Here is a 23,089-nt window from a genome sequence, read left to right as displayed (position 1 = left end):
TCTAGCTTGTCTAGCAATATTCAAGTCTCTCTAAGGCACCGGGTGTAGGAGGTAGGCGCAGGATGAACGCGACAGAGATGGTGGTCCTCCTGGACGACGCCGGAACACCCATCGGGGAGGCCGCAAAGGCGGGGGTGCACACACTGGACACACCCCTTCATTTAGCCTTCTCCTGCTACCTGCTCAACGATGCCGGCGAGGTCCTCCTGACCCGCCGCTCACCTGAAAAGAAGACCTGGCCGGGAGTTTGGACCAACAGTTTCTGCGGCCACCCGGCACCAGGCGAGGAATTCGAGGACGCTGTGATGCGGCGTGCGCAGTTTGAACTCGGGGTGGACGCCAAGAGGATCGAACTGGTTCTCCCGGATTTCCGCTACAGAGCCGTTGACCCCACTGGAATCGTCGAAAATGAGGTCTGCCCGGTGTTCATGGCCCGGATCAGTGGCCCCCTGCAGCCGAATCCAGCCGAGGTTGCTGACTGGGCGTGGATATCCCCGGCCCTGCTCGAGGATGCCTTGGCGCACACGCCGTCCGCTTTCAGCCCGTGGCTTGGTCTGCAGTTCCCCCAGCTTCTGGAGGCGCGGGCATTGCCTTCACACGAGGGAGTCAAAGCATGACCGTCACCTCCGGATCCCTCCGAAGCCGCACCGACCTCTGCGGCGCGATCGAAAACGAGCTGACCGGACTGATCGGCAAGAGGGCCAGCGCCGCAACCGCCTACGGCCCCAACTTCGCCAGGCTGTGGGGACTGGCCGGCCAGAACGTGCTGGGGGGCAAGTTCGTCCGCCCCTTGCTGCTCATGGAAACGTACGACTCCCTCTTGCAGCGCGGCTCATCACGGCCCGAACAAGAAGGCCGCGGCCAACGCGAAACCGCCATCAGCATCGCCGCCGCCATCGAACTCCTCCACTACGCCTTCCTCCTGCATGATGACGTAATCGACGGAGACCTCGTCCGACGCGGACACCCCAACCTCATCGGGTCTCTCCTCGCCGAAACCGGCGAGCTCCCCCGTCCCGATGGCGGCCTTCACTGGGCCCAGACAGGCGGAATCCTGATGGGCGACATGCTGCTCGCCGCAACCCACCAAGCCTTCGCCCGCGCGGATCTCCCCCACGAATTACGGCTCCGCCTCCTGGATCTCCTGGAACACACCATCAACGAGACCGTAGCCGGCGAGCAACTTGACGTGGGCCTGGGCGACGGCGTCATTGCCCCGGACCTCGAGACCATCCTGGTGATGTGTGGATACAAAACCGCCACGTACACCTTCGAACTGCCGTTGCGTGCCGCCGCCGCGCTCGCCGGTGCGGACTTCGCCGTCGAGACTGCGCTTGCAACCGCCGGCCGGCATCTTGGCTTGGCCTTTCAGCTCCAGGACGACCTCCTGTCCACCTTCGGGGATCCGCGCCGCCATGGCAAGGATCCTTTTTCGGACCTGCGGGAAGGCAAGGAAACGGCCATCATCGCCCATGCGCGGACCACCAGCACGTGGCCGCACATCGCGCCCCTCTTCGGCAGGCCCGGACTCAACGGTGAGGAAGGCGAGCACGTCCGCCGCCACCTCACCGATTGCGGAGCAGAAGCATTTGTCCAGGGCCTCATCGAGGAACAAATGGCAGCGTTTAATCATCAGCTCACAAGTACCATTCCGCAGGACGCACGGAATGTCCTGCTTGACCTTGCGGGGCAGTTGGAAGGACGGCAATCATGAGCGTCGCCACCGATACCTCTTTCACCCATTTCACCCGGACGGCCGAGCGGGCCGCCAACCAGGTCATCGCCGCCTATTCCACGTCCTTCGGCCTGGCATGCAGGTTGCTGGGGCCCCGGCACCGCCAGCACGTCCGCAACATTTACGCCCTGGTGCGGGTGGCGGACGAGCTCGTGGACGGCGTCACCGCGGAAGCCGGGCTCAGCTACCAGGAACAGTGCGACGCCTTGGCCCACTTCATCGATGAGACCCACCGCGCGGTCAAGCTTGGCTACAGCAGCGATCTCATCATCCACGCCTTTGCCCAGACCGCCCGGACGGCGGGCATTGATGAAACCCTCATCGATCCCTTCTTCGCTTCCATGCGAACGGACCTCGGCGAGCGCACGTCAGCGGGCACTTCTGCGCAACAGCCGGCACCACTCCGTTTCGACGCCGATGCCCATGATGGCTACGTGCACGGCTCCGCTGAGGTTGTGGGGCTGATGTGCCTGCGTGTCTTCATGCGGGATGAAAACATCGACGACGGCGACGCCGCAGCTTTGCAGTATGGCGCCAGCAGGTTGGGCGCTGCGTTCCAGAACATCAACTTCCTCCGGGATCTGGCGGACGATACCTCCCGGTTGGGCCGCAACTACCTCAGCACTGCGGACCACCTCGAGGAGCACGACCGGGTGGAGTGGGTCAAGACAGTCCGGGCCCAGCTGGCCGACGCCAACGCCGTCATTCCGATGCTACCGCGCGATGCCAGGGCCGCTGTCCGGAGCGCGTTGGCGCTGTTCCAGGCCCTCACGGACCGGATTGAACAGACCACGGTGGACGAGCTGTATCGATCAAGGGTCCGGGTGCCGGATGCCGTTAAAGCCGGGCTTGCCGCCCGGGCCGTCGCCTCAACCTGGATGGAGCTGCACCGATGACGCGGACTGTAGTGATCGGCGGTGGCATAGCTGGGCTCGCCACCGCTGCACTCCTTGCCCACGAGGGCCACGAGGTCCAGCTCCTGGAGCAGCGTGACCAGGTGGGCGGACGCGCCGGAAGCCTTGAACGGGACGGTTTCCGCTTCGACACCGGTCCCTCCTGGTACCTGATGCCCGGCGTCTTCGACCACTTCTTCAAGCTGCTCGGCACCAGCGCGGCGGAACAGCTGGACTTGCGGACGCTCAGTCCCGCGTACCGCATCTTCAGCGAGCCGGACCACGACGGCGGACGGCCGGTCCCGCTGACAGTGCCGCTGGGCAGCGATCAGGTTCTGGAAACCTTCGAGAGCGTGGAGCCCGGCAGCGCCAGGGAACTGACCTCCTACCTCGCGTCCGCGCGCCACACCACTGAAATGGCTGAACGGTTCTTCCTCTACAACCCGTTCACCAGGCTGCAAGGGCTGCTTCATCCGGAAGTACTGCGGAGCCTGCCCAAACTCGCGCAACTGCTCCTGACACCGTTGGATAAATACGTATCCCAACGGTTCCAGCACCCCGTGCTCCGGCAGGTCCTGGGATACCCGGCGGTGTTCCTTGGCACCAATCCTTCCGATGCTCCCGCCATGTACCACTTGATGAGTGCCCTGGACCTGGGCGACGGCGTGCAGTATCCGATCGGCGGATTCTGGGAGCTCGTGAGGCGACTGGAGTCGTTGGCGGTGGATGCCGGTGTCAGGATCCATACCGGTGCCGAAGCTTTGAAGATCACCACCCGCGAGGCGCCCCGGACCAGGAAGGTGGGCCGCTTCGATGGCGTGAAGCTCCCGCCTGCCCTGTCCGGGAAGGATGGCCGTGAAGTCACCGGGGTCAAGTGGCGCGACAACTCGGGCACGGAGCACTACATCGTTGCGGACCTGGTGGTCTCCGGCGCCGACCTGCACCACACCGAAACTCAACTGCTGGGCGTCAGGGACCGAAGCTACAACAGCAAGTACTGGCAGAGCCGCACCAGCGGACCCGGCGCCGTCCTGGTGATGCTGGGCATCAAGGGTTCCCTGCCGGAACTTCCCCACCACTCCTTGTTCTTCACCCGCGATTGGGAGGCGAATTTCGCAGCCATCTTTGGCGAGGAGACCAAGATCCCGGATCCTGCTTCCATCTATGTCTGCAAACCCAGCGCCACCGACGCCGGGGTCGCGCCACAAGGGCACGAGAACCTCTTTGTCCTCGTTCCCGTCCCGGCCGATCCGCAGCTGGGGGCAGGCGGCCCCGACGGCAGCGGCGATGTCCTCATCGAACGAACCGCGGACGCCGCCATCGACCAGATCGCCCAGTGGGCCAACATCCCGGACCTCCGCGACCGTGTGGTGGTCAGGCACACCATCGGACCCGCTGACTTCGCTGATGAGTACAACTCCTGGCGCGGCGGCATGCTGGGACCAGCGCACACGCTGGGACAGAGCGCCATGTTCAGGGCGCAGAACGCCTCGAAGCGTGTGCAGGGCCTCTACTACGCCGGTGCCACCACAGCCCCCGGGGTTGGCGTGCCCATGTGCCTCATCAGTGCCGAGCTGGTCTTGAAACGGATCCGCGGCGACCACAGTGCCGGCCCTACCACTGTGAGGCCCGTAGCTAGCAGGATTGGCTGATGGGTGTTCTCTACTTGGTGTCGTTGCTGCTGGGTATCACCTGCATGCTCCTGCTCGACCACCGCTTCCGTCTGTACTTCTGGCGGGATCCTAAAGCAGCGGCGATCGTCACCGCCGTCGGGGTCTTGTTCCTTCTCGCCTGGGACCTGGCCGGGATCGGTTTGGGAATCTTCCTGCGAGGTGAAGGCACCATCGCCACGGGACTGTTGATCGCCCCGGAGCTGCCCATCGAGGAACCCGTCTTCCTGCTTTTCCTGGTGCTGTGCACCATGGTCCTCTACACAGGCGCCCGGCGGCTGCTTGACCGGGCACCGGCCACACGCAGTGCGAAACAGCGGGAGCACGTATGACGTACTTATGGCTCGCGCTCGCCTTCATCGTCGCGGCAGGAGCAGCCGGCGTGATCTTTGCCCGCCGGGGCGCGTATCCCGGCGAGGCCGGCAGGCATTGGAAAGCCGTAGGCCTGGCCTTCACGGCCTTGGCCGTCCTGACCGCGGTGTTCGACTCCGTCATGATCGGGATGGAACTCTTCCACTACGACGCTTCGCACATCCTCGGCGTCAAAGTAGGGCTCGCGCCGATCGAGGACTTTGCGTACCCGCTGGCCGGCGTCGTGGCGCTTCCCGGGCTGTGGATGTGGCTGACGCGAAAGCGCACGCAATCCAGCCAGAGCCGCACGGAACCGGGGCGCAAGGGCCTCGTCCCGCAGGCCTTGCTCGCCTCCCGCCCGGTCAGCTGGATCAACACCGCTTACCCGTTTGCCGCGGCCATGCTCCTGACCACCCGCGAGATCGACTGGGTCCTGGTCGTGGGCACCTTCTATTTCCTCATCCCCTACAACCTGGCCATGTACGGGATCAACGACGTCTTCGACTACGAATCCGACTTGAAAAACCCCCGCAAGGGCGGCATGGAGGGTGCACTCCTCCAACCCCATCTTCACCGCCCCATGCTGTGGCTCGCAGCGATCACCAACGTGCCGTTCCTGGTGGTCCTCGCCGTCGCGGGCGGTCCTGCTGGGTGGCTGAGCCTTGCCGTCAGTGCCTTCGCGGTTGTGGCCTACTCCGTGGCCGGGCTTCGCTTGAAGGAACGCCCGGTCTTGGACTCGCTGACGTCCAGTACGCACTTCGTCAGTCCCGCCGTCGTCGGCTTGACGCTGGCCGGTGCCGAGGTGACGCCTGGTCTCCTCATCCTGCTGCTCGCGTTCTTCCTGTGGGGCATGGCCGCCCATGCCTTCGGCGCCGTCCAGGACATTGAGCCTGACCGGCAGGCCGGCATCGGCTCCATAGCAACAGTCATCGGTGCCCGCCGGACGGTGCGGCTCGCCGTCGTGCTCTGGTTTGTTGCCGGCCTGGCGATGCTGGCCACGCCGTGGCCCGGACCGCTCGCGGCGATCATCGCTGTCCCGTACATCGCCAATTGCGCGCCGTACTGGAACGTGACGGATACGACGGCGGCGCGCACCAACGTGGCATGGCGACGGTTCATCTGGCTCAACTACGGGTCAGGATTCCTGGTGACGCTCATCGTGATCCTGCAGTGGAGCCTCACGTCATGACTGGGCTGGTTTCCCGGCCTCAGGGACCACAGGCTCTTCGTCGATGGTGTCCAGTGCTTCGCGCATGTGCTGCAGGAAGTTCACCACAATCTGCGACTCGTCCGGGCTCAACGCGCAGGCAGCGTCGAGCATCCGCCGGTGCATTCCGCCGAGCGTGTGCCGCACTTCCTGGTCCGACCCCGGCGTTGCCTTCAGTATCAGCGCGCGACGATCGGTGGGATGGGGTTCGCGGCGAATGTGGCCGGACTCCACCAAACGGTCGATCAGCGTGGTCATGGACGCCGACGTTATGCCTAGCTTGTCGCCCAGATCCTTCGGCTTCATCACCTTGCCCGCGGCTTCAGCTTCGAACAGGTAGCGCAGGGCCAGCAGGTCCTTCTCACCCATCCCCATGGAGGAACGGGTCCTGCGGCGCATCGCTTGCTCGGAAGCACGGTAATCGCGCAGGGCATTCAGCACGTCAATGGCAATGGCCTTCTGACCTGGGTCTTTGCCGTACCAGTAGCCCTTTGCGTGGCCTTCCGAGTCCATCCGACGGTCCTTTGATAAACGTAAAGCTTGTCTTGCTAGCAATTTGATAGTAAGTCACGTACCCCGCGAATGCATGACGCCGCACATCCGCCGCCCCGCTCGTCCACAGCACGTCCCACGCACGTCCCCTAGGAAAGAGGCTTTGCACATGGCAACAGTAAGCCCGGACCTCGCCCGGCAGATCACGGTTACCGTGAGCTTGGTGATCTGCATCGTTGGCTCGATGATCGGCGTCGGAGTCTTCGGCGGAACCCCGATCGCCCAGGCAGCGGGCGGTGCTTTGTCCGCCGACTCCACGCTCCTCGCCCCCGCAACCCCCGCCTTCTCCATCTGGTCCGTGGTGTACACCGGCCTGGTTGCCTACACGGTATGGCAGTGGTTGCCGTCCCAACGGGCCAATCCGCGGCAGCGCTCCCTCGGCTGGATCGTGGCCTTGTCCATGGTCCTGAACGCCGCGTGGATCCTGTCTGTCCAGGCTGGCTGGCTCTTTGTCAGCGTGCTGGTGATCCTGGCCCTGCTGGTGACACTTGTCCTGGCGTTCCTTCGGTACAGCCAGAGCCGCGCCACTTCGTGGTTTGAGGCTGTAGCGGTGGACGGGACTCTGGGGTTGTACCTCGGCTGGACCAGCGTGGCAGTGTGCGCCAACATTGCCGCCGCTTTGAAGGCTTCCGGCTTCTCAGGCTTCGGGTTGCGGCCCGAAGTCTGGTCAGTGGCTGTGTTGGTAGTGGTGGCCGTTGTGGGCATCGCTCTGGCCATCAAGGGACACGGCCGCCTCGCTCTCGCAGCCGCCATTGCGTGGGGCCTGGCCTGGATCACAGTCGGCCGCAGCGCCGATTCACCCGAGTCATTCCCGACGGCGGTCGCGGCGGCTGTCGCTGCTGCGCTGGTTCTCGGTGCAGCGATCACGGTAAGGGCCCGGGTGGTGCTGGCTGGGGCCGGGGTTTCCGGTAGCCGGTAGCCGGTAGCCGGTAGCCGGTAAACCCTGCCTTGCTTCGCGCCAGCAGGCGGCAGGGCAGGCGATGCCGGATACTTGCGCGGTTTTCCACATAGGCGGAGTCAGGCCTGATATCCGATTCTCCCGAGTGGAAGAGTTGGGACATGGAGCGGATTCGGACCAGTCAGGCGGGCAACAACGCGATGCCCTTACCGGTCGATGCCTCGACGCCCTGGGAGTCTGCCCAGCCCGGTGCTACGTTGGCGGGCCTCGCGGCCGTTATTGGTTCCTTGCCCGCGAGCACCAGCAGCGGTGGGCTGGTCAATGAGATTCGTGCCCTGGAGGACCTGAAATCCGCGATCACTGCGCGTCAGGCCAGGGCCGCTGTCGCTTTGGATCTGGCTCAGCGCCGGGAGCAGGCCGAAGCAGGCGTTCCCACGGCAGAGCAAGGCCGCGGTGTCGCCGCCCAGGTGGCCCTCGCCCGACGCGAATCGCCGAACCGTGGATCCCGGCTGCTCGGACTTGCGCGGGCGCTTGTCATCGAGATGCCGCACACCATGGCCGCCCTCGAAACAGGTCAGCTCAACGAATGGCGTGCCACACTGTTGGTCAAGGAAACTGCGTGCCTCAGCATTGAAGACCGTGCCGCTGTGGATGAAGAACTGGCGCCGGACAAGGGCACGTTCAACGGGTCCGGGGACCGGTCCATCATCGCCGCAGCCAAGGCCGCAGCCTACCGGCGCGACCCCCGCTCGGTCACCCAGCGGGCCAGTCACGCCGCCGCAGAACGCCGGGTCAGCCTTCGCCCGGCTCCGGACACCATGACAATCCTCACCGCTCTGCTACCAGTGGCTCAAGGCGTCGCCGCCTACGCTGCCCTTAGCCGACACGCAGATTCAGCCCGCTCGTCCGGCGACGTCCGAAACCGTGGACAGATCATGGCCGACACCTTGGTAGAACGGGTCACCGCAACACCTGGCGGGGTCGCAGGGATCGACCTCCAACTCGTCATGACCGACCGCACGCTCTTCCAAAGCGACAGCGAACCGGCCCGCCTCCAGGGTTACGGAATCGTCCCCGCTGAATGGGCTAGAGTTCTGCTTGCCGACGGGCTCACCGAGCCAGAGGGACAGCGCCAAGAATTCCGAGTGATGATCCGGCGACTTTACACTGCTCCGGGAAGCGGCGAACTCCTGGCCATGGACTCCAAAGCGAGGGTCTTCCCCCAACGATTACGGCGCTTCATCGAGGTCCGGGACGCCACCTGCCGAACCCCGTACTGCGATGCGCCTATTAGGCATATGGACCACGTGGTCCCTTGGCACAACGGCGGGACCACCACCCTGAACAATGGCGCGGGGCTATGCGAGGCATGCAATCACACCAAGGAAAACCCCGGCTGGAGCGCCGGTGTGCCGCACGGCCAAACGCACACCTTGGAAGTCCGCACCCCTACCGGGCACATCTATCAATCGAAGGCGCCACCTCTGCCTGGGCGCGAGGATGCGTCGCCACCTGCTCCGCCGGACAGGCCACGCGCGTCGGAACGACACTGGGAGCCACAACTGCAGCATGCCCGGCAGACGTAATCCACGACAAAGTCATACACAGCCGCGTCGCAACAGCTGCTATGCCGGGCAGGCATCCTTCAATGCCTGAACGGACTCTGCCGGTACTTGGTCGCCGGCGTCGGCGATCTGACGGAGGGGCGTGGTGATATCGGAGGGGACGCCTGCGGCATCGGCGGCTGTCACCAAGCCGGCGAGTACCTGCTTGTCCTCGGCGCCCACCAAGCCGTCTTGGACAACGGCGCAGATCTGTTTGGTCACTTCGTCGGCAGCGGCGGTGGCAACCTTTGATGCGGCCTCACTGGCAGCGCTTCCGGCTGCTTCCTCAACGGCTCCGCAGCCCACGAGCAGCAGCAGAACAGGGACGGCGGACAGGGCTGCAAGTCGACGGGTCATGGGTCCAGCCTAGCAATCCTGCAGCAGAGCCTGCCGCGGCGTGGCTCCGCTGTGCCGGCAGTGCCTGAGGCGACCACCGACACAGCGCAGCAGACCTAGCCTGCAATCAGTTCATTGACCGGGCCTTCGTGCAGGGCAAGGTAAACGTCGTCCCGGATCTGGTTCGCCTCTGGATCGGTCATTGTCCGGCCAAGCGGACGCATCACCACCCGTATCAGGGCGTTGGCCTGCCCGCGTCTAATGCGGAGCCGGTCCCGCGCCGCGGCCGGAAGCTGTCGGCAGGGAGTCAGCGCCAACAGCTCCACGCTTTCCAGATCCTCAGCCTGCTCCCCCAGAGCCGAACGAACCGTATCGCCAAGCAACTCATCGTCCATGTCCTCTGCAACCACTATTGAGATGTCCCTGCTGATGGTAGGCATCCGGGAGACAGCTTTCCACGGCGACAGGTCCAGCATTTGCCGTTGAATCCTCGGGTCCGCAGACCGCAGCAGCCTGATGTCGGGAATGCCCTTGCGAAGCATCAGGGCGCGGTCCAAACCCATCCCCAGAGCAAGGCCGCACCATTTTCCGGGATCAAGGCCCGCGTCCAGGAAAAGCTGCGGTGCCATGAGCCCACACTCCGCGAGTTCCAGCCACTCGCCACCCATCAGAACGTCAAGCTGCAAGCCCTCCGCCGTGTAGGGGTGGGCTGCCGGAACGGCACGCCACTCAGCGCCCGGGAGTACAGCAGCCACCAAGACGCTGATCATTTCCTGAAGGTGCCCGCCGTGCAGCTTTCCGGTGGAACTCACACGCCACAAGTCCACCTGGTGGGGCGTGCCCACATGGGTGCGATCAATGGAGTCCCGCCGGTAGACGAGGCCGGGGATCGCCCAGAGCTCGTCCACAACCTCGGCTGGATCAATCGCCCGCAAGAGCGTGGGGATGGACGCCGAGGTATGGCTGCGCAGCATGACGGTGGGGCTGACATAGCGGGAGTATCGCTGGTCGCGGGTAATGTCCGCCCCGCTGAAACCCAAACGGTCATAGTTATCCGCAACGCTGACCAAGGGGCTGTGACGTATGGTTCTGCCGGGCACGCTCCACTGCGTCCGAAGGGCGTCCACCACGTCACGCAGGAGTTTCTGCATGGCATGCGGACCATGGTCGGGGTTGGCGAGGTCCCTGATGGTCAAAGCATGGTGAAGCTCGGCAGGGCTTAAATAAACAGGCATTTCTGGTCCTTAAGTTTCGGAGTGATTGGGTTTCTCCCCCGACTCACTCCGACGCCAGGACCCAGGCGCGCGCCTTAGTGCCCTCGCGACCGGATACCGGTCGGGGGCAAGTAAATCGACGCACGGAGAGCATGGGCCGACTCTACCTCTGTCCGCCGCGAAGGCACAGGCCCCACCGTATGCCCCTAAGGGGCCGTTTGCCGGCGTCGGAACCAGGCGTCGCCGATGCAGAAGGCACGACGACGGCGGTCGCCGGAGTGGTCGGGCCGGGTGAAACTTCCTGATGCGTACAGGCCAACAAGCCCGCAGGAAGGACTACCGCCCGGCAGACTCAGGTCATCCGGTGATCGGTGAGCCGATATACCGACACGTGGCTGCGGGACTCCGCGGTGAATTCGCTGCGGTCCCAGTCGGCCCACCTGTGTTCCAGCTCGAATCCAGCAATGCGTGCCATGAGGTCGAGTTCACTCGGCCAGATGTATCGGTGGGGTGTCCGCCCGATCCGCGCTTCGCGCCCATCCGAAACGTCGGGGCCGAACCGCACATGGTGTGAGATAACGTGTTGGCGGAGCACGTCATAGGTGTCCACCAAGAGGTATCCGGGCTGGCTCACCTCCACTGTTCCGCCGTGCCCGGGCGGCAGTGAACGCAGTTGCGGCACCCAGAGCTCGACGACGAAGCGGCCGCCGGGAGCCAAGTGCCGGGCCGCGTTCTGGAAGCACCGGATTTGTTCCTCCTGCGTTAGAAGGTTGGCGATGGTGTTGAAGACCAGAAACGCCAGCGTGTAATGGGACCCTATTGAAACCTGGGACATATCGCCCTGGACCACGGGAATCCGGTCCTCCCCCACCTTGTCACGCAGGCGGGCGATCATGGCGTGGGACAGCTCAATGCCACTGACTGGCACGCCGGCCTCAAGGAGCGGGATGGCCACGCGTCCGGTACCGATGGCAAATTCGACGGCGGGACCTCCCGATGCCAGTTCCGACAAGAGCTCCACGGTGGGGCCAAGAACATCGGGTGAGAACATTCCCTCCCCGGGAGTGTCGTACTGCTCCGCTGCGTCGTGGTCCCAAAGCTGTTGCTGGTTGATCATCCTGCCACTATTGCAGCCGACGGCCAGGGAGTTGAAGAGGCGAGGCCCCACCTATGCTAGGGGGATGGGAGAAGAGACTGTGGACCACAAGGCCTTGGCCGTCTGCATGATTGATATCTCGTCCGACATTCGCCGCAAGTCACTCAACGAGACAGGCCTCCGCCCCATCTCGAATGGTGTGCTGGAAATCCTTCGCGTTGTTGAAGGCCACCCCGGTGTCACCGTTGCCGAGGTGGCGGGCAGGCTCGGGCGGCAGCTGAGCAACGTCAGCTCCCAATTGCGCGAGCTCGTAGCTGCCGGCTTGGTCACGCGTGTCAAGGATGCCTCGGACAAGCGCTACGTTTCCCTCCATCCCACGGACGAATCCAGACGGATCAAGGCGCTCCTGGAGGATGGATGGGCTGACGCGATCATCGCGGCGAGCGCCCGGCTGCTCCCGGAGGAACGCGAACAAATTGCAGCCAGCCTCCCGGCGCTGCAGCGGTTGGCTTCGTTCCTTTCGGAACCTGAACACGTATTCGGGCCCACCATTACTGCGGCGGCCGACACGACTCCTTCGGGCCGTAGCGGAACCAGTCCGGCAGCGCCGCGGTAAAGGCCTCGCGCAGTTCGGGGGTGTTGGTCACGGTCCAGTCCACCCGGCCTTTGACTTCCACCTCGTCTTTGTCCCATTCGAACCAGTTGATCATCTTCAGCTGCGGGAATTCCTGGTGTGTTGTGGGGCTGAAGAGTTGATTCCACCAGGCTTCTTTGATAGCCCTCTCCGGCTCGCCGCCTGCTCCTGGAGCGAACAGTGCGGCCGTTTCGGGGATGGCTACCGGCTTGCCATGCTGCGTGCCGTACATGCCGTAGAAATCCGGAAGCAGACTGTCGTCGCCGTTGGCACCCTTGTAGTCGCCGGTGAGCTGATCCGCGAACTTGTTGGGCTCAGGGAGTTCATTTTCACCCCACGGGTAGGTGCTGCCCCAGTGATAGAGGGACATGCCAACCCAGTCCACAGCCTCGTCTCCCGGGTAGTAGGGGGCGTAAGCGTCGTCGTCCATGGCCAAGGCGCCGTCGCCGCTGGTATCCAGCGCCAGAAATTCGGGTGTGCCTGGTTTAGCTTCGAACTCTCCGCCCGCGAAAGGATATCCGCCCCCGTAATTGGGAGCCCACATCATGGCGGAACCCGGCGCGGTGGAGTGCACCGCCTTAGCCAGCGTTTGGAAAGCTTCTTTGTACTTTTGTGGCTGCTGGGACCAGGCGTACCAGGAGCCGTTCATTTCGTGGGCGAACCTGACAACCACGGGTACGCCGTCGTCGTTGAATCCGGCGAGGTCTTTCGCCAGTGCCGTAGCCGTTTCTTCAGTCACAGTGGAGAGTCCGTTGTGAGGTTCCAGGGTCAGCAGCATCATGTGCCCGTCGGCTCGAATCTGCTCCACTGCCCGCCGGAGATCGTCTTCGTCCTTGGCTGTGAGGGGAAACCCCGTGAAGGAGACGCTGACTGCGGGCTTGTGGCCAAGGTCGTTGGCGAAGGCGGCCAGCGGTTTGGAATGCCAGTCCAGGTTCACACCGAACAGGGCACCGGTGCCAGGGGCGAGGGCTGCCCGTGGGAGGACTTCACAGGTTTTCACGCTGGAACCCGATTGCGCTTTTTGTTCCGCGAGGCCGTTGGCAAAGTTCGCTCCCGCGATGCCGATCACGGCCAGGCCAATCACGGCAGGGAGCGTGAAGGCCCGCCTGAGCTCCGTCCGGTTGGCCTTGCGGGCATCGCCGCTCTCTTCGGGTTGTTCCCCCACAACAGCCACCAATCCTCTCCGACCTGCAGTTTCGTTCCATCCTAGGTACGTATCCCCCGAACGACCCCACTGGGACGAACGTCACGCCCGACAGGGTTATGCACGCCCATCAACATACTTATACTTTTATAAGTATTATTACTTTGAAGAATGGGTGACGCGTGGCATCGCAACTACTGGAGACATCGGGCGGACAAGCCCAAGCAAACACACCAGCCCCACCGGGCGTTAAGGCCAACATCGGCTGGCGGGCTTTGCCCTTCCTGGCCCTGGCCCAATTCATGGTGGTTCTGGACGGCACCATCGTGAACTTGGCACTCCCCCGCCTCCAGCTGGAAATGGGCATCAGTGACTCCACCCGCTCCTGGGTGGTCACTGCGTACGCCCTGGTCTTCGGCGCCTTCCTCTTACTGGGCGGACGCATCTCCGATTTCTGGGGACGGAAGCGGACCTTCATCACGGCCTCGGCAGGCTTCGCGGCGGCATCACTCATCGGCGGCTTGGCCCAGCAGCCTTGGGAACTCATCGGAGCCCGCGCGCTCCAGGGCATCTTCGCCGCCCTCCTCGCACCGGCGGCCTTGGCACTCCTGACGGTGGCCTTCCCCGGCGGCAAGGATCGCGGCACCGCCTTCGCCATCTTCGGCTCCATCAGCGGGGTCGGTGCAGCGGCAGGAGTTCTGCTGGGCGGATTCCTCACCGAATTCGTCTCATGGCGGTGGTGCTTCTTCGTCAACGTACCCATCGCAATCATCGCGCTGATCGGTGTGTGGATTTTGGTGGGAGAAAGCAAAGCGGGAGGCTCCACCAAATACGACTGGCCCGGCGTCGTTCTCGCCGCCTTGGGTCTGGGCTCGCTGGTTTACGGCTTCGCCAACGCCGAGCACGGCTGGGGTGCGGTGAAATCCTGGGGCTTCATTGCGGCAGGTGCGTTGTTGCTGGTACTTTTCGTCGCCGTCGAACGCAAGGTCAAGAACCCGCTGCTTCCGCTGCGCGTCGCCACCGAGCGCAACCGCGCCGCAGCGTTCCTGGCGTCCTTCCTCGCCGGAGCAGTGCTGATCGGCGGCATCCTGTTCATCAATTTCTACCTCCAGATCGTCCTGGGCTTCGCCCCGTTCGCGGCCGGAGTCGCGTCCCTGCCCATGACGGTGGTTCTGATCATCACGGCGGGCGTTGTGGCGAAGAACCTGCCCCGGCTGGGCGCCAAGGTCCCCAGCGCACTTGGTCCGGTCTTCATGGCCGCAGCCATGCTGTGGCTCACCCAGGTCACGGCGGATGGGACCTATCCGGTGAACATGCTGCCCGCATTGATCCTCATGGGCATTGGGCTGGGCCTGGTCTTCGTCCCCATGCAGAACCTGGCCCTCTTCGGCGTGGACAAGGACGACGCCGGCGTGGCGAGCGCCCTGGTCAACGCTTCGCAGCAGATCGGCGGATCGCTGGGCATCGCACTCTTCAGTGCCATCGCAGCGGCTGCCACCGCGGCAGCGACCACTACAGCCGCCGGTGGCGGGCCCCTTGCGGCGCTGACCTCGGGCTATTCGATGGTGTTCCTTTGGGCAGCCGGGGTGGCGGTCTTGATATCCCCACTCGCGCTTCTCCTGATCAGGATCGACCGCAAAAGCTTCAGCGGAACAAGCGATACCCCGCACGTCCACCTGGGCTGAACAACGGCGCCGCCACCTGCCTGGGTGGCGGCGCCGTCTCCAGGACCGTTCCGATAGATACTGGGACCATGCACAATCAAGAGCTGCACTATCTGCACGGCTTGGACGAGTTGCTGGCGGACCCCGAATCCCTGACCATGGCGAGGGTAGCGGAATATCTCGCCACAGTTCGCGTGGCAACCGCAAACTGGTTCGGTCGGACCGGCCGCGCCGAACTTTCGGCTTGGATCGACCATGACGGCACGGGCTGGCGCGTGTGGGACACTGACGAGCGCGCTGGGATCATGGACTTCTCAATACTTCGCACCGAGTCGGAAACAGAGGCGCTCGGCAGCTTTCTCCGCCGGGCGCGCCATCACTTCGATCAAAACAAAATGGCGGTCCGGCGCATCCCGTGACGAGGTCCGCCGGCCGCAGCCGCAGAACGGAATTTCAGATCACGACGGCGGATATCCCGCGTCATTATTGACATGACATAAGTCACATTCTGTAAGCTAATTTCAAAGTCAGGCATACGGCTTCCTTCGCCCTACCCGGGGAGGTCCCCCATGGCCCCGAATTCACTCAAGGCCGAGAATCTCATGGCCCATGGCGTCGCGCTCTCGGCGGCCACCATCGCCAGGCGACGGGCAGCCGCTCAACACGGCAACCATGGCGTGGCCAACAAACCCGACGCCCTCCTCGGAGCAATAGCCGTTCGGCAGTTGTTCCACCGCTGGCCGTTGGTGCCGTCGCGGGAGCTGGAACGCATCCGCCACGTACTGGTCCATTGCGACCAACTCGGATCACCCGACACTCATCACTTATCCGAACCAGCGCAGGCCCTGCTGGATTTGATCAACTGCGAGCTGGAGCGTCGACGTCTGCTGGCGAAACAAGCAACGGGAAAGCCGCCGGCAGGCGACGCAGTGGTGGCAGGCCAGACATCAGTCGCCCCGGACAAGGACGTCGCCTAACGCCGGCTGGCCCATGGCGTTGGCGCCCATGGGAGCCTGAAGCTCCCGGAGTTCCGCCAGGACGGCTGAACAGTGGGTGCATTGATCCGTGTGCCGCCTTATTTTGGCCTGCGCATTTCCGCTCAACCCGTTGCGGACGTACCTGCCGAAATGCCTCAGATAGGGTGCGCAGGACCGAATGGCGGGCTCGCCCACATGCTTCTGCAGGTACATCTGCCGGAGCCCCTCGCGTGCACGCATGGCCAAGGCGGACAAGGCGTTCGGGGTCAGCCCCAGCAACGGGCCGGCTTGTGCCGGCTTGAGGCCCTCAACGTCCACATACCAGAGCACATCCTGCCAGCGCCGGGGAAGTTCACGGAAGGCGTGCACCAAAATGATGGTCTCGTGGGTCCCCAGGACGTGATCGTCGCCGGCAAAGGCCCGGGCATCCACCGTGCGTGAGTCGGTGAGGACCATCCGGGCGGACGTCTGGTTCTTTCGGTGGGCCATCCTGCGGATAGTGGTCAGGAGGTAGGGCCGGAATGACTCCACAGGGCCCCCACCCGCGATGATCGATTGCAAGACGGCGGCGAACGCTTCACCCACTATGTCCGCGGCGTCACCTGGGTTGTTTGATTCCATGCGGGCCACGAAACCTCCTACCCGCCGGTACCGGATGAACAGTTCACCAAAGGCGGCAATATCACCTCCCCGCACCATCGCCAGCAGTTGTTGGTCGCTCAGTGGTTCTGTGGCAGCGGGGTCACCGCGGTTTGGGCATGGCATTGTTCGGACTGACATAACGGGCCTTTCAAGGGATGGACACGCCTGGACGGATCTGCAGGAATTGACGTGATGCGGCCGTGTTGAGGGCGCAGTCAAGGAAGGCCCCGCCCAATGCGCTCTGGCATGCATCGGGCGGGGCCGCGGGAAAGTTCTTGTGACGTTCCTGCGGGGGCGGTTGTTACGGGATGGCGGCCACGACGTCGATCTCCACCAGGAAGTCACCCAGGAATGAACCAACGGTGGTCCGCGCCGGGTAAGGGGCCACGACGTACTTTTCGTAGACGGCATTGAAGCCGTCAAAGTCGCGACGCGGGTGGTGCAGGTGGACGGTGGCTTTGATCACGTGGGAGAAGTCCAGGCCGTGCGCACCCAGGACGTGCCCCAGGTTCTCCATGGCTTGAACGGTCTGTTCCTCGATGGTGATCCCCACGCGCTCGTCCGTGATGGGATCATGCGGCGTCTGGCCGGCGGTGTACAGGAGCCCGTTGGCCACAATTGCCTGGGAGTAAGGGCCGGCCGGGCTTGGTGCCAGGTCTGTTGCGACGTGGAGACGGGTCATGATGGTGATGCCTTTCGTGGTGCTGAAGGAACCCTGCTGCTTACAAAACCTTGGAGAGGAACGCCCTGGTCCGTTCATGCCGGGGGCTGCCCAACACTTGCTCGGGCGGGCCGCTTTCCACCACCACGCCGCCGTCCATGAACACCACTTGATCGGCTACCTGTCGGGCGAACCCAAGCTCGTGCGTGACCACCACCATGGTCATCCCGGCCTCGGCCAGGGACTTCATGACGTCCAGGACTTCGCCCACCAGTTCGGGGTCAAGAGCGGATGTGGGCTCGTCGAAGAGCATCAGTTTGGGCTTCATGGCCAGCGCCCTGGCAATCGCGATCCGCTGCTGCTGCCCGCCGGAGAGCTCCTGCGGATAGGAGTCTCCGCGGTTGCCCAGGCCAACACGGTCCAACAGGGCCTGCGCTTCCACCACCACCTCACGGCGGGGCCGCCCCAGAACGTGCACCGGCGCTTCGATGATGTTCTCCAGCACGGTCATATGTGGGAAGAGGTTGAACCGCTGGAACACCATGCCCGCGTTGAGCCGTGAGCGGGCGGTTTGGCGTTCCTTCATCTCGTAAAGCTTCCCGTTGCGCTCGGTGTAGCCCACCAGGTGCTCGTCGACGTAGAGCCTGCCGGCATCAACTTTTTCAAGGTGGTTGATGCACCGCAGGAACGTGGTCTTGCCGGAACCGGACGGGCCAATCAGGCAGGTCACGGATCCCTTTTCAACCCTGAGGTCAATCCCTTTCAGGATTTCGATAACACCGAAGTTCTTCCGGACTCCCCGGGCTTCCACCATGGCGGTAGTCATCATGCTGTCCTTGTCTTGGGCTTGCGGGTCCGTCGCGGTGCCGAATCGAAACCGCGGCCGTACCTGCGTTCGAGTTTGTTTTGGAAGAAGCTCAGGACGGTGGTCATGAGCAGGTACCAGACGCTGGCAACAATCAGCAGCGGAATGGTCTGGTAGTTGTTCGCATAGATGATCTGCGCCGAGTAGAGCAGGTCCGAGATCGCCAGGACGCTCACCAGGGACGTGCCCTTCAGCATGGAGATGACCTGGTTGCCGGTGGGCGGCAGCACCACCCTCATGGCCTGCGGGAGGATCACCCGGTTCATGAGCTTCCCGCCGCTCATCCCCAAAGCGCGGGCGGCGTCGTACTGGCCCTTGTCCACGGAACCGATTCCGCCGCGGATGATCTCCGCCATGTAAGCGGCCTCATTCAAGGACAACCCCAGCAGGGCTGCCCCCAACGGGGAAATCAGGACGTTCGCGGAGCCCAGGACCATGGACGGTCCACCGAACGGAAGCCCGAAGGCAATGACCGGGTAGAGGGCCGCAATGTTGTACCAAAAGATCAACTGGACCAGCAGGGGTGTGCCCCGGAAGAACCAGATGTAGCCGCGGCTGATGGTGCTCAGGATGGGGTTGTCGGAGAGCCTCATGATGGCAAGCAACGTCCCCAGGGCTATGCCGACGGTCATGGACACCACAGTCAGCAGGATGGTCAGCCCGGCCCCGGCCAGGATCTGCGGGGCGAACAGGTAGGACACCACCACGTCCCACCGGTACCGTTCGTTCACTGCGACGTCCCACGCGGCGCTGAGCGCCACCAGGATGAGGACCACTGCCAGGACCAAACGGACCGGATGCTTCAGCGGCACCACGGGAATCGATTCACTCGAAGCCGCTGTAACAGGCTCCTTGGTATCAGGAACTGAGGGTTGCTTTTGCATGGTTGTCACCTTTGACTGGGCGAATACTTACTGGGCGAAGTTGACGCGGGCTTCGCTGATGGCGCTGGTCTCCAGCCCGTACTTCCCGAGGACCTTGATGTAGGACTCACTCTTGATCACGGCGTCCAGGGCGGCGGAGACGGATTTCACCAGGCCGGACTCCTTGGGCACGCCCACCCCCACAGGAGCGAACTCGTACGTCCGCGCAATCTCGATCTGCGGGTTTTGGGTGGCAGCGAAGTTCAGGATGGGAGAATCGGCCAGCACCGTGTCCAGACGTCCGCTGGTCAGCGCGGAGATCGCCTGCCGGGTGTCCTGGAATTCGCTCTTCTGGATGGCGTCCTTCCCGGCGGCAGCACAGGCAGCATCGTAGTCAGGAACGTTCACGGTCAGCTGGTACGAACCAGTGAGCAGCCCTACCTTCTTGCCGCAGAGCGCGGTTTCATCCTTGATGCCTGCCGGGTTGCCCTTGGGTACGGCGATCGCGTTGCCAATCTGCATGTAGTCAACAAAGTCCAGGACTTCCATGCGCTTCTCCGTGGGGGTCATGGAGGACACGGTCATGTCGTAACGGTTGGCCGCCAGGCCGGGAATGATGGAGTCGAAGTTGGCCACCTGGATATCGACCTTGACACCCAGCGCCTCACCGATGAGACGGGCCACGTCCGGGTTGGTTCCGGTCATTTCCTGCGTGCCTTCACGGTAAAACTGCGTCGGCTGCTCGTTGGTGGGTATGGCCACGCGCAGCACCTTGGACGCCTTGATGGACTCCGGCAGGAGGTCGACGGCGGCCTGGTTGACTTCCAGCGCAGGCACGCCCGTGCCTCCTGCTGCGGAACCGCCGGATGGGCCCGACGTCGAGGCGTTGCCGGTGGGGCTGCAAGCCGTTACCGCCAGCATGAGCGCTGCCGACAGGACGACGGCAGGCAAGCCACGTTTGGTTGGCCGGGTGGCTGGGACATTGTTCATTAGGGAGTCCTCATTTGTGCAAGGCCCATGGGGGCGGCCTTGTGAATACGGGTGGGTTGGGTGCGGGCGAACGCTTCGTTGCGGTGCCGGATCAAGTCCCGGCCTTCCGTCCGCAGTTCTTCGATGGTTGACACTCCGAGGAGCATCATGGTGCGGGTCATTTCGGAGCGGAACATTTGCAGGACGTGCGCCACGCCGGCTTCGCCGGCTGCGGCCAGTCCGTAAAGGTAGGGTCGCCCAATGGAGCAGGCATCCGCGCCCAGCGCCAGCGCCTTGACCACGTCGGAACCGCGGCGGATTCCGCCGTCGACGATGATTTCCACCTGGCCGGCGGCCCTTTCCACGATGTCCGGAAGGACATCCAGGGGAGCGGCCATGTGATCCAGTTGCCGTCCGCCATGGTTGCTGACCTGGATGGCGTCGATGCCCAGCGCAACGGCCAGCGCGACGTCGTTCGGGTTGACGACGCCCTTGAGGATGATCGGTCCGTTCCAGCGGGCCCGCAGATCCTGGATGTCGTCCCAATCCGTGGGCTCATAGGACCCTGCCAGCAGCGTGCGCCACATGTCCGGGGAACTGGCCAGCGGTCCTTCCGGAACGTCGGCATCCAGGTTGGGGAAGGCGATGGCGTCGTTGGCCAGGAATCCCAGGGCCCAGGCGGGGTGCAACATGCCCTCCACCACCGTCTTCGGCTTGATGGACGGGGGTGCCGTGAACCCGTTGCGGTAGTCGCGCTCGCGGTGGCCGATGGCCCGGCAATCAACGTTGACCAGCAGGGCTTCGTAACCGGCGTTGGACACGCGGTCCAGGACGGCTTGCAGCAGTCCCCTGTCCTGGGTGGGTTCCAGGTTGAACCACCGGCGGAGTCCCGGCGCCGCAGCGCTGACATCTTCCATGGTGGTGGTGCTGAGGTGGGCCAGTCCGTAGGGAATTCCTTCAGCGAGCGCAGCCCGGGCCACCGCGGACTCTCCCTCCGGGTGGAACAGCCGGGTACCGCCTGTGGGCGAGAGGGTCACCGGCATGGAAACCGGTCCGCCCAGGAGGGTTGAACTAAGGTCGAAGTTCTCCACCGATCCCCACTTGGGGAGGAAGGACCAGTCTTGGAACGAGGACTGGTTGCGGCGCAGTGAGACCTCGTCCTCGCCTCCACCTTCGATGTACTCGAAGATGCTCTTGGGCAGGCGCCTGGCAGCCAGCTTGCGCATGTCTTCCACGCTGTAGCACTTCCGGGACAGTCGTTCCGCGATGGATCGGGCTGGTCCCTGCACCGAGGCGAGCGCCTTGATGTCCTTGAGTTTCATGGGTTGGTCCTCTGCGTTCCTGCTGGGTTAGCCGCCCAGCTCCTTTCCCAATAGTGACGTAGATCTCCCCCGCGCCATATGTGAATTCCTCTATAAGATGCCGATTGGCCTTGTGATAACGTCCACATATGGAGACGGGCCCTCAATCAGGAATCCAGCAATCCGCGGTTCGTTTGTCCGATTGCATCCACTTGATGCAAGCGGACCTGGTACATGCCAACCCCACGCCCGAGAACCTGGGGCACCCTGTCTCGGACGTGCTGATGTACGACCCCCTGGACCACTGGTCCAGCGTGGATGACCGCATCATTCTGGCCGTCGGATGCACCTACGGCTCACCGGATTTCGATCAACTCCTCCACAGGGCAGCAAACAGCAACGCAGCCGCGGTGATCGTGAAAGCGCATGGCGCAAAGATGGAGCAGCTGCGATCGGCAGCGGTGGGATACAGCATGTCCGTGCTGGTGGCGCCGGACGACGCAGACTGGACAAAGCTGGTGGCACTGGCCAGGGCCTCAGTCATGGGTGCAGCGGCCGACTCGGTGGCCGGGGTCCGACTGGGAGACCTCTACGCTTTTGCCAACGCAGCGGCCTCCATCACCAACGGCGCCGCGAGCATCGTGGATCCGCTTGGCCGGATCCTCGGCTATTCCACCTTGCCTGGCCAACCCATCGATGAGCTCCGGCGCATCACCACACTCACCCTCGAGGAAACCACACCACCGGCTTTCGACCAGGATTTCAAGATTGTCTACGCCGCCCCGGGAGCGGTGCTGGTGCCAGCGCCCGACGACGGCATGGCCCGCCTTGCGCTGGCCGTCCGGGCCGGGGGCGAGCTGCTCGGTTCCATCTGGATCATCGATCCCGGCGAGGAAAACCGGGCTGCGGCCCTGAATGCACTGGACCGGATGGCGCCGTTGGCCGGTTTGCACATGCTGCATGCCCGCTCCGCCTCGGACTTCGGGGAGCGCCGCAATGCGGACCTCATCCGTACGGTCATGGACGACGCTCCGCATGCCTCGTTCGCCGCTGCCCAACTGGGCTTGGACGCCGCCAACGGCTTGGCCGTGGCCGCCTTCTCGATCGTCCGCCCGGAGACCGGAAGCCTGGAATCGGTGCGCGACATCCACCGGCTGCTGCACTTGGTGACCACGGTCTGCAACGTGCAGTTCGGCACCGGGCACAGCGCCCTGCTCGGCTCGGTGGTCTACGCGCTCCTGCCCTGCAAGGGGAACCCGCCCCGGGCCGTGCATGGGCGGATCATCCAGGAAATTGAGGCGTACTCACACACCATCAGCCCGTTCCCGGTCATCGCTACCGTAGGGGGCATAGCCCAAGGAATCGAGGACCTTCCCCGGTCCCGGTCCGAGGCCATCCAGACCTTGAACCATCTGATGAACCTGCAGGCGCGCGGCGGAAAGACGGCCGGCGCCGGGAAGGCACCGGGAGTAGCCCTCTATGAGGACTTCCAGATCCCGTTGAACCTGCTGAAGATCGGGGCATTCATTGAGGAGAACGGACTGGGCGGAACAGACGAAATCGCCAGGATCCAGGCCCGGGACGCCGAGCAGCAAACTGACTACCTGGACACCCTCCGCGCCTACCTTGCGAGCAACGGTAATATCTCGGCCATGGCCGCCCAACTCCATGTCCACAACAACACAGTCCGCTACCGCGTGACCCGCCTGGCCGAGGACTTCAACCTGGACCTGGCGGATCCGCAGAAACGGCTGTGGTTGTGGCTGCGCCTGACCACCATGGACCTTGCCTCCACGTAACTCCCGGCGATATT

General features: G+C 63.9%; 24 protein-coding genes. 13 read left to right on the top strand and 11 right to left on the bottom strand.

All coding sequences use genetic code 11. The annotated features are described in order from the left end of the window. The first annotated feature begins 62 nt into the window (after window positions 1-62). Genes idi through QEH68_RS02055 form a run of 6 tightly spaced genes read left to right on the top strand, consistent with a single transcriptional unit; the run spans window position 63 to window position 5,838 of the window. On the top strand, window positions 63-617 hold the full coding sequence (gene idi, locus QEH68_RS02080) for an isopentenyl-diphosphate Delta-isomerase (RefSeq protein ID WP_207595952.1): 555 nt from the start codon (window positions 63-65) through the stop codon (window positions 615-617). Then, a complete protein-coding gene (locus QEH68_RS02075) occupies window positions 614-1,714 on the top strand; it encodes a polyprenyl synthetase family protein (RefSeq protein ID WP_280626139.1) in 1,101 nt (366 codons plus the stop codon). The genes idi and QEH68_RS02075 overlap by 4 nt, the downstream gene beginning before the upstream one ends. Then, on the top strand, window positions 1,711-2,631 hold the full coding sequence (locus QEH68_RS02070) for a squalene/phytoene synthase family protein (protein WP_207595950.1): 921 nt from the start codon (window positions 1,711-1,713) through the stop codon (window positions 2,629-2,631). Before QEH68_RS02075 ends, QEH68_RS02070 begins: the two co-directional genes overlap by 4 nt. Further along, complete coding sequence (gene crtI / locus QEH68_RS02065) at window positions 2,628-4,280, top strand: phytoene desaturase family protein (RefSeq protein ID WP_207595949.1); 1,653 nt, start codon at window positions 2,628-2,630, stop codon at window positions 4,278-4,280. Before QEH68_RS02070 ends, crtI begins: the two co-directional genes overlap by 4 nt. Next, complete coding sequence (locus QEH68_RS02060; RefSeq protein ID WP_207595948.1) at window positions 4,280-4,630, top strand: lycopene cyclase domain-containing protein; 351 nt, start codon at window positions 4,280-4,282, stop codon at window positions 4,628-4,630. The genes crtI and QEH68_RS02060 overlap by 1 nt, the downstream gene beginning before the upstream one ends. Next, window positions 4,627-5,838 (top strand): prenyltransferase, encoded by a 1,212-nt coding sequence (locus tag QEH68_RS02055; RefSeq protein WP_280626136.1) that lies wholly within the window; start codon window positions 4,627-4,629, stop codon window positions 5,836-5,838. The genes QEH68_RS02060 and QEH68_RS02055 overlap by 4 nt, the downstream gene beginning before the upstream one ends. On the opposite strand, the gene QEH68_RS02050 is transcribed toward QEH68_RS02055, so the two are convergent. After that, window positions 5,833-6,369: a MarR family transcriptional regulator gene (locus tag QEH68_RS02050; protein WP_207595946.1), complete on the bottom strand. Its 537-nt coding sequence runs from the start codon at window positions 6,367-6,369 to the stop codon at window positions 5,833-5,835. The genes QEH68_RS02055 and QEH68_RS02050 overlap by 6 nt on opposite strands. Before the next feature lie 148 nt (window positions 6,370-6,517). On the opposite strand from QEH68_RS02050, the gene QEH68_RS02045 reads away from it, so the two are divergent. Together QEH68_RS02045 and QEH68_RS02040 are read left to right on the top strand one after the other, a co-directional pair. After that, window positions 6,518-7,327 (top strand): tryptophan-rich sensory protein, encoded by an 810-nt coding sequence (locus QEH68_RS02045; RefSeq protein ID WP_207595945.1) that lies wholly within the window; start codon window positions 6,518-6,520, stop codon window positions 7,325-7,327. Window positions 7,328-7,467: 140 nt separating this feature from the next. Next, entirely contained in the window at window positions 7,468-8,892 is a 1,425-nt protein-coding gene (locus QEH68_RS02040) for an HNH endonuclease signature motif containing protein (protein WP_280626129.1), read from the top strand. Between the two features lie 39 nt (window positions 8,893-8,931). Here the strand turns inward: QEH68_RS02040 and QEH68_RS02035 are convergent, their stop codons facing one another. From QEH68_RS02035 to QEH68_RS02025, 3 genes are all read right to left on the bottom strand, one after another. Beyond that, complete coding sequence (locus QEH68_RS02035; protein ID WP_280626127.1) at window positions 8,932-9,267, bottom strand: hypothetical protein; 336 nt, start codon at window positions 9,265-9,267, stop codon at window positions 8,932-8,934. 95 nt (window positions 9,268-9,362) lie between these two features. Beyond that, window positions 9,363-10,481 carry a hypothetical protein gene (locus QEH68_RS02030; RefSeq protein WP_280626125.1) on the bottom strand — a complete coding sequence of 373 codons (1,119 nt, stop codon included), beginning with the start codon at window positions 10,479-10,481 and terminating at the stop codon, window positions 9,363-9,365. Between the two features lie 331 nt (window positions 10,482-10,812). Next, window positions 10,813-11,577 (bottom strand): class I SAM-dependent methyltransferase, encoded by a 765-nt coding sequence (locus tag QEH68_RS02025; RefSeq protein WP_280626119.1) that lies wholly within the window; start codon window positions 11,575-11,577, stop codon window positions 10,813-10,815. Window positions 11,578-11,641: 64 nt separating this feature from the next. Here QEH68_RS02025 and QEH68_RS02020 point away from each other — a divergent pair, with 64 nt between their 5' ends. Continuing rightward, the gene (locus QEH68_RS02020; protein WP_280626112.1) at window positions 11,642-12,172 is read left to right on the top strand and encodes a MarR family transcriptional regulator; all 531 of its coding nucleotides are present in this window, start codon (window positions 11,642-11,644) and stop codon (window positions 12,170-12,172) included. Here QEH68_RS02020 and QEH68_RS02015 read toward each other — a convergent pair. Further along, window positions 12,108-13,355, bottom strand: coding sequence for a glycosyl hydrolase (locus QEH68_RS02015; protein ID WP_280626093.1), 1,248 nt, complete (start codon window positions 13,353-13,355; stop codon window positions 12,108-12,110). The two genes, QEH68_RS02020 and QEH68_RS02015, sit on opposite strands and share 65 nt — an antisense overlap. Window positions 13,356-13,516: 161 nt before the next feature. Between QEH68_RS02015 and QEH68_RS02010 the strand changes: the two genes are divergently transcribed. The 3 genes from QEH68_RS02010 (at window position 13,517) to QEH68_RS02000 (ending at window position 15,975) form a co-directional block, all read left to right on the top strand. Continuing rightward, the gene (locus QEH68_RS02010; protein WP_280626091.1) at window positions 13,517-15,019 is read left to right on the top strand and encodes an MFS transporter; all 1,503 of its coding nucleotides are present in this window, start codon (window positions 13,517-13,519) and stop codon (window positions 15,017-15,019) included. A gap of 68 nt (window positions 15,020-15,087) precedes the next feature. After that, on the top strand, window positions 15,088-15,417 hold the full coding sequence (locus QEH68_RS02005; RefSeq protein WP_280626089.1) for a hypothetical protein: 330 nt from the start codon (window positions 15,088-15,090) through the stop codon (window positions 15,415-15,417). 150 nt (window positions 15,418-15,567) lie between these two features. Then, window positions 15,568-15,975 carry a hypothetical protein gene (locus QEH68_RS02000; protein WP_242703486.1) on the top strand — a complete coding sequence of 136 codons (408 nt, stop codon included), beginning with the start codon at window positions 15,568-15,570 and terminating at the stop codon, window positions 15,973-15,975. Here the strand turns inward: QEH68_RS02000 and QEH68_RS01995 are convergent. From QEH68_RS01995 to QEH68_RS01970, 6 genes are all read right to left on the bottom strand, one after another. Then, window positions 15,946-16,755, bottom strand: a complete 810-nt coding sequence (locus QEH68_RS01995; RefSeq protein WP_280626086.1) for a sigma-70 family RNA polymerase sigma factor — start codon at window positions 16,753-16,755, stop codon at window positions 15,946-15,948. The genes QEH68_RS02000 and QEH68_RS01995 overlap by 30 nt on opposite strands. A gap of 163 nt (window positions 16,756-16,918) precedes the next feature. Next, window positions 16,919-17,299 carry a Rid family hydrolase gene (locus QEH68_RS01990; RefSeq protein WP_207595938.1) on the bottom strand — a complete coding sequence of 127 codons (381 nt, stop codon included), beginning with the start codon at window positions 17,297-17,299 and terminating at the stop codon, window positions 16,919-16,921. A 40-nt stretch (window positions 17,300-17,339) separates the two neighbouring features. Further along, the gene (locus QEH68_RS01985; RefSeq protein ID WP_280626083.1) at window positions 17,340-18,104 is read right to left on the bottom strand and encodes an amino acid ABC transporter ATP-binding protein; all 765 of its coding nucleotides are present in this window, start codon (window positions 18,102-18,104) and stop codon (window positions 17,340-17,342) included. Beyond that, entirely contained in the window at window positions 18,104-19,027 is a 924-nt protein-coding gene (locus tag QEH68_RS01980; protein ID WP_280626080.1) for an amino acid ABC transporter permease, read from the bottom strand. The genes QEH68_RS01985 and QEH68_RS01980 overlap by 1 nt, the downstream gene beginning before the upstream one ends. A 27-nt stretch (window positions 19,028-19,054) precedes the next feature. After that, window positions 19,055-19,996, bottom strand: coding sequence for an ABC transporter substrate-binding protein (locus tag QEH68_RS01975; protein ID WP_280626078.1), 942 nt, complete (start codon window positions 19,994-19,996; stop codon window positions 19,055-19,057). Further along, window positions 19,996-21,297 (bottom strand): alpha-hydroxy acid oxidase, encoded by a 1,302-nt coding sequence (locus QEH68_RS01970; RefSeq protein WP_207595935.1) that lies wholly within the window; start codon window positions 21,295-21,297, stop codon window positions 19,996-19,998. The genes QEH68_RS01975 and QEH68_RS01970 overlap by 1 nt, the downstream gene beginning before the upstream one ends. Window positions 21,298-21,425: 128 nt before the next feature. On the opposite strand from QEH68_RS01970, the gene QEH68_RS01965 reads away from it, so the two are divergent. After that, window positions 21,426-23,075 carry a helix-turn-helix domain-containing protein gene (locus QEH68_RS01965; RefSeq protein ID WP_280626076.1) on the top strand — a complete coding sequence of 550 codons (1,650 nt, stop codon included), beginning with the start codon at window positions 21,426-21,428 and terminating at the stop codon, window positions 23,073-23,075. Window positions 23,076-23,089 lie beyond the last annotated feature (14 nt).

The sequence above is a fragment of the Paenarthrobacter sp. OM7 genome, assembly GCF_029873575.1.
Lineage (GTDB): Bacteria > Actinomycetota > Actinomycetes > Actinomycetales > Micrococcaceae > Arthrobacter.
This window is presented reverse-complemented; position numbering and strand designations above follow the sequence as displayed.

Excerpts from the sequence above, each read along its gene's own strand:
- idi (WP_207595952.1), top strand. The coding sequence starts at position 63 with ATGAACGCGACAGAGATGGTGGTCCTCCTGGACGACGCCGGAACACCC.
- QEH68_RS02075 (WP_280626139.1), top strand. The coding sequence starts at position 614 with ATGACCGTCACCTCCGGATCCCTCCGAAGCCGCACCGACCTCTGCGGC.
- QEH68_RS02070 (WP_207595950.1), top strand. The coding sequence starts at position 1,711 with ATGAGCGTCGCCACCGATACCTCTTTCACCCATTTCACCCGGACGGCC.
- crtI (WP_207595949.1), top strand. The coding sequence starts at position 2,628 with ATGACGCGGACTGTAGTGATCGGCGGTGGCATAGCTGGGCTCGCCACC.
- QEH68_RS02060 (WP_207595948.1), top strand. The coding sequence starts at position 4,280 with ATGGGTGTTCTCTACTTGGTGTCGTTGCTGCTGGGTATCACCTGCATG.
- QEH68_RS02055 (WP_280626136.1), top strand. The coding sequence starts at position 4,627 with ATGACGTACTTATGGCTCGCGCTCGCCTTCATCGTCGCGGCAGGAGCA.
- QEH68_RS02050 (WP_207595946.1), bottom strand. The coding sequence starts at position 6,369 with ATGGACTCGGAAGGCCACGCAAAGGGCTACTGGTACGGCAAAGACCCA.
- QEH68_RS02045 (WP_207595945.1), top strand. The coding sequence starts at position 6,518 with ATGGCAACAGTAAGCCCGGACCTCGCCCGGCAGATCACGGTTACCGTG.
- QEH68_RS02040 (WP_280626129.1), top strand. The coding sequence starts at position 7,468 with ATGGAGCGGATTCGGACCAGTCAGGCGGGCAACAACGCGATGCCCTTA.
- QEH68_RS02035 (WP_280626127.1), bottom strand. The coding sequence starts at position 9,267 with ATGACCCGTCGACTTGCAGCCCTGTCCGCCGTCCCTGTTCTGCTGCTG.
- QEH68_RS02030 (WP_280626125.1), bottom strand. The coding sequence starts at position 10,481 with ATGCCTGTTTATTTAAGCCCTGCCGAGCTTCACCATGCTTTGACCATC.
- QEH68_RS02025 (WP_280626119.1), bottom strand. The coding sequence starts at position 11,577 with ATGATCAACCAGCAACAGCTTTGGGACCACGACGCAGCGGAGCAGTAC.
- QEH68_RS02020 (WP_280626112.1), top strand. The coding sequence starts at position 11,642 with ATGGGAGAAGAGACTGTGGACCACAAGGCCTTGGCCGTCTGCATGATT.
- QEH68_RS02005 (WP_280626089.1), top strand. The coding sequence starts at position 15,088 with ATGCACAATCAAGAGCTGCACTATCTGCACGGCTTGGACGAGTTGCTG.
- QEH68_RS02000 (WP_242703486.1), top strand. The coding sequence starts at position 15,568 with ATGGCCCCGAATTCACTCAAGGCCGAGAATCTCATGGCCCATGGCGTC.
- QEH68_RS01995 (WP_280626086.1), bottom strand. The coding sequence starts at position 16,755 with ATGTCAGTCCGAACAATGCCATGCCCAAACCGCGGTGACCCCGCTGCC.
- QEH68_RS01990 (WP_207595938.1), bottom strand. The coding sequence starts at position 17,299 with ATGACCCGTCTCCACGTCGCAACAGACCTGGCACCAAGCCCGGCCGGC.
- QEH68_RS01985 (WP_280626083.1), bottom strand. The coding sequence starts at position 18,104 with ATGACTACCGCCATGGTGGAAGCCCGGGGAGTCCGGAAGAACTTCGGT.
- QEH68_RS01980 (WP_280626080.1), bottom strand. The coding sequence starts at position 19,027 with ATGCAAAAGCAACCCTCAGTTCCTGATACCAAGGAGCCTGTTACAGCG.
- QEH68_RS01975 (WP_280626078.1), bottom strand. The coding sequence starts at position 19,996 with ATGAACAATGTCCCAGCCACCCGGCCAACCAAACGTGGCTTGCCTGCC.
- QEH68_RS01970 (WP_207595935.1), bottom strand. The coding sequence starts at position 21,297 with ATGAAACTCAAGGACATCAAGGCGCTCGCCTCGGTGCAGGGACCAGCC.
- QEH68_RS01965 (WP_280626076.1), top strand. The coding sequence starts at position 21,426 with ATGGAGACGGGCCCTCAATCAGGAATCCAGCAATCCGCGGTTCGTTTG.